The 9,276-nt window shown below is 71.0% G+C and carries 9 protein-coding genes; 7 read left to right on the top strand and 2 right to left on the bottom strand.

Annotated features, from left to right (window positions below):
* Positions 1-71 precede the first annotated feature (71 nt).
* Complete coding sequence (locus G6045_RS36660; protein WP_165336555.1) at positions 72-920, bottom strand: TerD family protein; 849 nt, start codon at positions 918-920, stop codon at positions 72-74.
* A gap of 220 nt (positions 921-1,140) precedes the next feature.
* On the opposite strand from G6045_RS36660, the gene G6045_RS36655 reads away from it, so the two are divergent.
* Genes G6045_RS36655 through G6045_RS36645 form a run of 3 tightly spaced genes read left to right on the top strand, consistent with a single transcriptional unit; the run spans position 1,141 to position 5,740 of the window.
* Complete coding sequence (locus G6045_RS36655; RefSeq protein WP_165336554.1) at positions 1,141-2,325, top strand: HpcH/HpaI aldolase/citrate lyase family protein; 1,185 nt, start codon at positions 1,141-1,143, stop codon at positions 2,323-2,325.
* Positions 2,326-2,375: 50 nt separating this feature from the next.
* Positions 2,376-4,841 (top strand): phosphoribosyltransferase, encoded by a 2,466-nt coding sequence (locus G6045_RS36650; RefSeq protein ID WP_165336553.1) that lies wholly within the window; start codon positions 2,376-2,378, stop codon positions 4,839-4,841.
* 38 nt (positions 4,842-4,879) lie between these two features.
* The gene (locus G6045_RS36645) at positions 4,880-5,740 is read left to right on the top strand and encodes an HAD family hydrolase (protein ID WP_165336552.1); all 861 of its coding nucleotides are present in this window, start codon (positions 4,880-4,882) and stop codon (positions 5,738-5,740) included.
* On the opposite strand, the gene G6045_RS36640 is transcribed toward G6045_RS36645, so the two are convergent.
* Positions 5,658-6,335, bottom strand: coding sequence for a DedA family protein (locus tag G6045_RS36640; protein ID WP_165336551.1), 678 nt, complete (start codon positions 6,333-6,335; stop codon positions 5,658-5,660). The genes G6045_RS36645 and G6045_RS36640 overlap by 83 nt on opposite strands.
* A 133-nt stretch (positions 6,336-6,468) precedes the next feature.
* On the opposite strand from G6045_RS36640, the gene G6045_RS36635 reads away from it, so the two are divergent.
* The 4 genes from G6045_RS36635 to G6045_RS36620 all read left to right on the top strand — a co-directional run.
* Positions 6,469-7,614 (top strand): sensor histidine kinase, encoded by a 1,146-nt coding sequence (locus tag G6045_RS36635; RefSeq protein ID WP_165336550.1) that lies wholly within the window; start codon positions 6,469-6,471, stop codon positions 7,612-7,614.
* A complete protein-coding gene (locus tag G6045_RS36630; protein ID WP_165336549.1) occupies positions 7,605-8,249 on the top strand; it encodes a response regulator transcription factor in 645 nt (214 codons plus the stop codon). Before G6045_RS36635 ends, G6045_RS36630 begins: the two co-directional genes overlap by 10 nt.
* Positions 8,250-8,346: 97 nt before the next feature.
* On the top strand, positions 8,347-9,006 hold the full coding sequence (locus G6045_RS36625) for an O-methyltransferase (protein WP_165336548.1): 660 nt from the start codon (positions 8,347-8,349) through the stop codon (positions 9,004-9,006).
* A gap of 108 nt (positions 9,007-9,114) precedes the next feature.
* Positions 9,115-9,276, top strand: a 162-nt coding sequence (locus G6045_RS36620; RefSeq protein ID WP_165336547.1) for an FmdB family zinc ribbon protein, incomplete at its 3' end; no start/stop codon positions are given.

The following is a 9,276-nucleotide window of genomic DNA, read 5'->3' as shown; positions in this document are numbered from 1 at the left end:
GGTACAAGTCGAAGGTGGGGGACCGGTGAGGTTCCTGCCCTGCGCCGACGGGCCCCAGCCCCTCACTCGCCTCAGCGGCCGATGAACTGAGGTCCCTGGGGCGGCAGTTTGAAGTGCGGGTCCGGGGCGGGCGCCGGCTGGACGGGCGGCGCGGCGGGCGCCGGCTGCGGATAGCCGTAGGCGGGCCCCGGCGACGCGGGCTGCGGGTAACCGTAGGCGGGCTGGGTGGCGGGGGTCGGGTCCTGCCGCTGGTGCGGGTATCCGTACGCCGGCTGGGGACCCGGCGCGGCGGGCCCCGGGTCCGGGGGCGCGACCGGCGGTGCGGGGGCCGGGACCGGAGCGGGCCGCGCGGGCGCCGGGGACTCCGCCTTGTTCTCGGACTCGTCGACCGAGATTCCGAAGTCCGTGGCCAGGCCGACCAGACCGTTGAGGTATCCCTCGCCGACCGCGCGGAACTTCCAGCCCTCCTTGCGCCGGTACAGCTCGCCGCAGATCAGCGCCGTCTCATTGCCCGTCTCCGGCTTCACATCGAAGACGGCATACGGGTTGTCGCCGCCCTGGGCCGCGTCGTACAGCGAAATGCGCAGCGACCGTACGTGCTCGAAGGGCACGTCCTCGGCCGAGGCGACGATGAGGATCTTGACCACGGCCTGGTCGAGCCCGGCCAGATCGGCCTGGATCGTGTCCGTCAGGCCCTCGGCCAGCCGCTTCTTGCCGAGACGCCAGACCTTGCCCGAAGGGTGGCGAGGCTGGTTGAAGAAGACGAAGTCCTCGTCGGAGCGGACCCGGCCGTCCGCGCCGAGCAGCAGCGCCGAGGCGTCGACGTCGGGCACATCCGAGCTCGGGGCCCAGCGCAGCACCGCGCGTACCGCCGTCGCTTCCAGCGGGACGTTCGACCCCTTCAGCATCGTGTGCGTCATGACGGTCATCCTGCCTGCTGCGGGGGTGCCGGGACAACGCGGGGGCACGGCCGGGAACCGCCGGGAGGTTTACGGTGAGGGGCGGAATCCGACACGTGTAAGAGTGTCGGTCATGGCCGGGTTACCTGAATTTCATGCGTGAGGGGAACTGCCGACACAGGTCTCTACGTACTATTACCGGCCACATCAAGCGGTCACCTTGTCGTTACGGGGGAGTCTCATGCGTCATTTCGGGCACATAGCGCCTGAGATCCGGAAGGGTTTGTTCCACCAGGAGCCCGGCGAGTTCGATGCCGACTCTCCTGCCGGGCTGCTGTCGGCCGCCCTCGGCGCGACCCTGTACAGCCCGGCCACCCGGCCACGGCTCGCCCAGGACATCCTCAAGCAGGGTGGCCGCGGAGTGGTCTCGATGGTGCTCTGCCTCGAGGACTCGATCGACGACGCCGAGGTCGACGGCGCGGAGGCGAACCTGGTCACCCAGTTCGCCGAGCTCGCCGCCCTGAGCGCGGACCCGGGGTCCCAGGCCGCGGCCGACCTGCCGCTGCTGTTCATACGGGTGCGCAAGCCCTCGCAGATACCCGATCTCGCACGCCGCCTCGGATCCTCCGTATCCCTGCTGTCCGGATTCGTCCTGCCGAAGTTCACCGAGGAACGCGGAGTGCCCTTCCTGGAGGCACTGACCGCTGCGGAACTGGCCAGCGGTCGGCGGCTGTTCGCGATGCCGGTCCTCGAATCGCCCGAGCTGCTGCATCTGGAGTCCCGCGCCGACACGCTCGCCGGTATCTCCCGCACCGTCGACAAGTACCGCGACCGGGTGCTCGCGCTGCGGCTCGGCGTGACCGACTTCTGTTCCGCGTACGGGCTGCGCCGGCCGCCGGACATGACCGCGTACGACGTGCACATCGTCGCCTCCGTGATCGCCGATGTGGTGAACATGCTGGGGCGGGCCGACGGCACCGGCTTCACCGTGACCGGTCCGGTGTGGGAGTACTTCCGCCACCAGGAGCGGATGTTCAAGCCGCAGTTGCGCTCCAGCCCCTTCCTGGGGCGTGCCGAGGAGCTGCGTACGGCGCTCATCGAGCACGACATGGACGGACTGCTCCGCGAGATCGCGCTCGACCGGGCCAACGGACTGCTCGGCAAGACCTGCATCCACCCCTCCCATGTGCTGCCGGTGCACGCCATGTCGGTCGTCAGCCATGAGGAGTTCAGCGACGCGCAGGACATCCTGCGGCCCGAGAAGGGCGGCGGGGGCGTGATGCGCTCCTCGTACACGAACAAGATGAACGAGGTGAAGCCGCACCGCGCCTGGGCCGAGCGGACCCTGCAGCGTGCGCAGGTCTTCGGTGTGGCCCATGCCGATGTCGGCTTCGTGGAACTGCTCACGGCCGGACTCCCGGGCTGAACGTGCCGGACGGGACAGCTGCCGTGACGAACGTAAGGAAGACAGAGAACGTGGTGTGGTCGGGTACCTGGGTCGGCGAGCGACTCGGCGTGGAGCTCATCGGCGATACGCAACTGAACGACATGCTGGGGCTCGCGCTGCGCCGCAACCCCAAGCGTGCGCATCTCCTTGTCTCCCACGTGCTCGGCAAGCATGTGCCGCAGAGCCCGCGTGTGGTGTGGCGCTCGGGGTACGAACTCGGCCTCAGGGTCAAGGAATTGCTCGGTGAGCAGGACGCCGCACGCGCGGTGGTCCTCGGCTACGCGGAGACCGCGACCGGCCTCGGCCACTCGGTGGCGGACGGTCTGGCCCTCGCCCCGTATCTGCACTCCACGCGCCGCCCCGTCGCAGGCGTCGCCACGGCGGGCGGCTTCGAGGAGTCCCACTCGCACGCCACCTCCCATCTGCTGCTGCCCGAGGACCCGTCGCTGCTCGCCGGGGACGGTCCGCTGGTCCTCGTCGACGACGAGTTCTCCACCGGCAATACGGTCCTGAACACGATCCGCGCGCTGCACGAGCGCTATCCGCGCGAGCGGTACGTGATCGTCGCCCTGGTCGACATGCGCTCGGCCGAGGACCGGGGGCGGCTCGCGGAGTTCGCCCAGGAGATCGGCGCGCGCGTCGACCTGGTGGCCACGGCCTCGGGGACGGTGCGGCTGCCCGAGGGGGTCCTGGAGAAGGGCCAGGCGCTGGTGTCCGAGCATGAGCGAGGCGCTACGGACCGGCCATCTGTGCCGAATCAAGCACGCCGACAGCCCGTGCGGCGCGTAGAGCTGGGCTGGCCCGGAGGCCTCCCGGACGGTGGGCGGCACGGTTTCCTGCCCGAGCACCGGGCCGAGCTCGATGCCGCGCTGCCCGCGATGGCCGGACGTATCGCGGCCGAGCTCGGCGCGGCACGGCGCGTACTCGTCCTCGGCTTCGAGGAGTTGATGTACGCCCCGCTCGCCCTCGGTGTGGCCCTCGAAGAGCAGACCGACGCCGAGGTCCGCTTCTCGACCACCACCCGCTCGCCCGTCCTGGCCGTCGACGACCCGGGCTACGCGATCCGCAGCCGGCTCACCTTCCCCGCCCATGACGCCCCGGCCGACGGGCCGGGGCCGCGCTTCGCGTACAACGTGGCGGGCGGTGGCTTCGACGCCGTCGTCGCCGTCGTCGACTCCGCGGCGGACACCCCCGAACTGCACGCCGCCGACGGCCTGTTGGCGCAGCTCGGCCTGCACGCCGAGCAGGTCCTGCTCGCCGTCGTCCCCTCCTACATACCCGCCCCGCCCCGCGCGGCGGCACCGACCAGCACCCCCGAGGACCACCTGATGCTGCCCGAGCCCCTGCGCGGCCCCGCCTTCTCCTCCTACGCACCGGACGAGGTGGGCTGGCTGCTTCAGGACCTCTCGGAGGTCGAGCTCGAAGCGCCGACCGAGGAGCGCGAGGAGGCCATCCAGAGCGGCGGTGCCCACTACGCGGAGTCGCTGCCCGTCGAGTACCAGCCGAGCGAGCAGTACCAGGAGCTGTTCAAGGCGGCCCTCGACACCTCGGCGGCCCGGATCGCGCAGGCCGTCGGTGTCGTGACGGAGACGGTGCTCGCCGAGCACGCGGGGGACACCCCGCCCGTACTGGTGTCGCTCGCGCGCGCCGGTACGCCGGTGGGTGTCCTGATGCGCCGCTGGGCACAGCACCGCCACGGCCGCGACCTGCCGCACTACGCGGTCTCGATCGTGCGCGGCCGCGGTATCGACGCCAACGCGCTGCGCTGGCTCGCCGCCCATCACGACCCCGCCGATGTGGTGTTCGTCGACGGCTGGACCGGCAAGGGCGCGATCACCCGTGAACTCGCCCAGGCCATCGAGGAGTTCGAGGCCGGCGGCGGGGCCCCGGGCTTCTCCCCGGAGATCGCCGTGCTCGCCGATCCGGGCTCCTGCGTCCGCACCTACGGCACCCGCGAGGACTTCCTCATCCCCTCCGCCTGCCTCAACTCCACGGTGTCCGGGCTGATATCGCGTACGGTGCTCCGCTCCGACCTGGTCGGCGCGGACGACTTCCACGGCGCGAAGTTCTACCGCGAGCTGACGGACGTGGATGTGTCGGGCTTCTTCCTCGACACCGTGGCGGCCCGCTTCGACGAGGTGGCCGAAGCGGTGGAGCTCCAGGCCAAGGAGCTGCTCGCGGCGGACCGCGCCCCCACCTGGGAGGGCTGGGCCGCGGTGGAACGGATCAGCGACGAGTACGGCATCCACGACGTGAACCTCGTCAAGCCGGGCGTCGGCGAGACGACCCGGGTGCTCCTGCGGCGGGTGCCGTGGAAGATCCTCGCCCAGCGCGGCGCCGGAGCGGACCTCGACCACGTACGGCTGCTCGCCGAACAGCGAGGTGTCCCGGTCGAGGAGGTCGACGACCTCCCGTACACCTGCGTGGGCCTCATCCACCCCCGCTTCACGCGGGGCGCGACCGGCGCCGACGGCAAGGCGGTGGACGCGAAGTGAGTACGCCCTCCACGACGCCTGAAGCGAGTACGCCCTCCATGACCGCGACTTCCGTGGCCCCGTCCTCCACGGCCCCGACTTCCACGGGCCCGACCCTCGTCGCCAGTGATCTCGACCGGACCCTGATCTACTCCCCGGCGGCGCTACAGCTCGCGATGCCCGACCCCCAGGCGCCCCGGCTGCTCTGCGTCGAGGTGCACGAGGGCAAGCCGCTCTCCTTCGTCACCGAGACCGCGGCCGTGCTCCTGGACGAGCTGGCCCGCAGCACCGTCTTCGTGCCGACCACCACCCGCACGCGCAAGCAGTACCGCCGGATCAACCTGCCCGGCCCCCGGCCCCAGTACGCGATCTGCGCCAACGGCGGCCACATCCTCGTGGACGGTGTCTCCGACCGGGACTGGCGGCGTCAGGTCGCCGCGCGGCTCGCCGACGAGTGCGCCTCCCTCGACGAGGTGCGCGAGCATCTGCGCCGTACCTCCGACGACTCCTGGCTGCTCAAGGAGCGTGTGGCGGAGGACCTGTTCGCCTATCTCGTGGTCGAGCGCGCGCTGCTGCCCGAAGGCTGGGTCAAGGAGCTCGCCGAGTGGGCCGAGGGGCGCGGCTGGACCGTGTCGCTTCAGGGCCGGAAGATCTACGCGGTCCCGAAGCCGCTCACCAAGAGTGCCGCGATGCGCGAGGTCGCCCGCCGTACGGAAGCGGGCCTCACCCTCGCGGCCGGCGACTCCCTGCTCGACGCCGACCTGCTGCTCGCCGCGGACCGCTCCTGGCGGCCGGGCCACGGCGAGCTCGCCGACGAGGGCTGGGGGGCTCCGCAGCTCACCGCTCTTGAGGAGCGCGGAGTCGCTGCGGGTGAGGAGATCGTGCGGCAGCTCCTCGACGCCGACCGCGACCGGGCCTGAGGATCCGCAGGGCCACGAAGAGCAGTACGGCGACGGCAGCCGCGATCAGGACCACCTTCGAGTACACGGACACATAGCCCGAGACCTGCTCCCAGTTCTCTCCCAGGAGATAGCCGGACAGGACGAAGACGGTGTTCCAGATCGCGCTGCCGAGCGTCGTCAGACCGAGGAAGACCGGCAGCCGCATCCGTTCGATGCCGGCCGGTACGGAGATCAGGCTGCGGAAGATCGGCACCATCCGGCCGAAGAAGATCGCCTTGGTCCCGTGCCGCTGGAACCACGCCTCGGTCCGCTCGATGTCCGACAGCTTCACGAACGGCACCTTCGCCGCGATGGCCACGGTGCGCTCACGGCCGAGCAGCGCCCCCACCCCGTACAGGGCGAGCGCCCCCACGACGGACCCGATCGTCGTCCACACCAGGGCGGCGATCAGATTCATGCTGCCCGTGCTCGACGCGAAGCCCGCGAGCGGCAGGATCACCTCGCTGGGGAGCGGCGGGAAGAGGTTCTCGAGCGCGATGGCGAGGCCGGCGCCGGGGGCCCCGAGGGCGTCCATGAGCGTGTTGACCCACTGCGTTGCGGTGTCTTCGATCATTTCTCCACCGTAGGAACCGCTGCCTGAAGCCACACTGAAGCCGACCGCAAGGATCAGGTGCGGTGCACCGCAGTCAGGAATTGCGGTTTTCCTCAGTGCGCACGCCCTGCCCCCCTGCCTAGCCTGGGTGATCATGAAATCTCTGGTACGCCGCGGGCTCCGGCTCACCGCGGGACTCACGCTCGGCGCCTGCTCGGCCCTCGTCGAGCTGCTCTTCGCGCTGCTCTCAGGGCTCGCGCTGCTGCTCGTCCAGGCCTGGCCGCGGGCGCGCGGCGCGGTGCTGCGGCCGGTGCACCGGCTCGCGCGGCGGCTCGCGGAGTGGGAGCGCAGGCGTCTGGCCGCGTATCTGGGGGTCGAGTCCTCCTCCGCGTACACCCCCGAGCGGGCGCTGCGCTACGTCGCCGCCCGCTGGCCCCTCGGACTGCTCGGCGCCGTATGCCTGTTGTGCGTCCTCATCGGCGCGGCGTACGGCGCCTATCTGTTCCTCGGGTGGTTCGTGAGCGAGGTGAACAGCCCGAGCACGGTCCTCTTCAGCGGCCTCGCCGGGCTGTTCCTGCTCTTCCTGGCGCTGCAAGGGGCACTCGCCGTAGGCGACTTGGAGAAGAAGCTCGCGCGCCACCACCTCGGACCCAGCGAACAGGAAGAGCTGCAGCGCAGGATCGAGGAACTGGCCGTCAGCCGGGCCGGTGTCGTCGAGGCCGTCCATGACGAACGGCGCCGTATCGAACGGGACCTGCACGACGGAGTCCAGCAGCGCCTCGTCGCCCTCGGCATGCTGCTCGGCCGGGCGCTGCGCGGCCAGGATCCGCAGCGCCGCGAGGAACTCCTGCGCCAGGCCCATGAGGAGAGCCGGCTCGCGCTCGGGGATCTACGGGAAGTCGCGTGGCGGGTTTATCCGGTCGCCCTCGACGAAGCGGGGCTCGGTGCCGCCCTGGAGACGGTGGTCGAGCGCACCTCGATCCCCGTACGGCTCGACTACGGGCTTGCGGAAGAGCCCGACCGCCCCGTCGCGACCGTCGCTTACTTCGTGGTCTCCGAGGCCGTCACCAACGCGGTCAAGCACTCGCGGGCGACCTCGATCTCCGTACGCCTTCGCCAGAAGGCAACGCCCGGGCAGCTGGTCGTCACCGTCGAGGACGACGGCATCGGCGGCGCCGACCCCGCGGGCGGCGGCCTCGTGGGCCTGAGCCGCCGGGCCGCCGCGCTCGACGGCACACTGGTCGTGCACAGTCCGCCCGGCGGACCCACCCTGATCACCGCGGAGCTGCCGTGCGCGTAACGCTGGCCGAGGACTCGACCCTGCTGCGCGAGGGGCTGGTCCGGCTGCTCGTCGACGAGGGCCATGAGGTGCTCGCCGCCGTCGGCGACGCCGAGCAGCTGCTCGCGGCCGTCGAGCGGGAGCGGCCCGATGTGGTGGTCGCGGACGTACGGATGCCGCCGACGCACAGCGACGAGGGCCTGCGGGCGGCCATGGAGATCCGCGAGCGGTGGCCGGGCGTCGGCGTGCTCGTCCTTTCGCAGTACGTGGAGAAGCGGTACGCCACCGAGTTGCTGACGGGGGAGACCGAAGGCGTCGGGTATCTGCTCAAGGACCGGGTGGTCCAAGTCGACGAATTCCTGGACGCGTTGGAACGTGTGCACCAGGGGCGGGCCGCCTTCGACCCGGAGGTGGTGGCCCAGCTGCTCGGGCGTACGCGCCATGCGGATCTCCTCGAGCGGCTGACGGAGCGGGAACGGGCCGTCCTCGCACAGATGGCGCAGGGGCATACGAACGCGGTGATCGCCGGGCGGCTGCACATCTCGCAGAGCGGGGTGGAGAAGCACATCAACGCGATCTTCGACAAGCTGGAGCTGTCGGGGACGCCTGGGGTCTCACGTCGAGTGCTGGCTGTATTGCGGTACTTGGGGGAGTAGACGCCACCAGGGGGAGGAATCCGCTTGCGGACCCGGTCGCGCGGGCGGAGTCTTCGAGGGAGCCGGCCAGAGGGCCGGCCGGACACCTAGGGGATGCATGACCAGCGGTAGGCGCACACAACTGACCGACGAGCTCTACGCGTACATGGTGGAGCACAATCCGCCGCCGGACGCGGTGCAGCGCGAGCTGATCGAGGTGACGCGCAGCAAGTTCCCGCAGTCCGCGGGGATGCAAGTGGCCCGGGACCAGGGGCCGTTGCTGGCCTTTCTCGTACGGCTCACCGGGGCGCGGCACATCGTCGAGGTGGGCACGTTCACCGGGATGTCCTCGCTCGCGATGGCGCAGGCGCTGCCGGCCGACGGGACGCTGCTCGCCTGCGACGTCTCCGAGGAGTGGACCGCGTACGCGCGCCAGGCCTGGGCGGACGCGGGTGTGGCCGACCGGATCGAGCTGCGGATCGCACCCGCGCTCGAGACGCTCGCCGCTCTGCCGCAGGAGCCCCATATCGACCTGGTGTTCCTGGACGCGGACAAGGACAACTACTCCGCGTACTGGGAGGAGTTGGTGCCGCGCGTGCGCCAGGGCGGGCTGCTCGTGGTGGACAACGTGTTCATGGGCGGCGGGGTGACCGACCCGGACGCCACGGGTTCACCGGCGGCGATCCGGGAGTTCAACGAGCGGGTGCGGGGCGACAAGCGGGTGGAGAGCGTGATGATTCCGGTGGCGGACGGGGTGACGTTGGCGCGGAAGGTGTGAGGGCTTTTCGGCGTACGGGGTGGGGGTGAGCCAGACCTTCGGGTGGCCGGCGTCCCCAGGGGGCGCCGGCCCTCCCCACCCGAGGGCCGCGGCCATTAACCTGTCCCCATGCCCCGCTACGAATTCCGCTGCCGGACCTGCGGCGACACCTTCGAGGTCAGCCGCCCCATGTCCGAGTCGTCCGCCCCTGCCAGCTGCCCGGCCGGGCACGATGACACGGCCAAGCTGCTCTCCACGGTGGCCGTGGGCGGCACGTCCTCGGCTCCCGCT

Source organism: Streptomyces mesophilus, from assembly GCF_011044995.1.
GTDB lineage: Bacteria > Actinomycetota > Actinomycetes > Streptomycetales > Streptomycetaceae > Streptomyces > Streptomyces mesophilus.
Note: the sequence above shows the minus strand (reverse complement) of the source record. Positions and strands in the feature narration are given on the sequence as shown.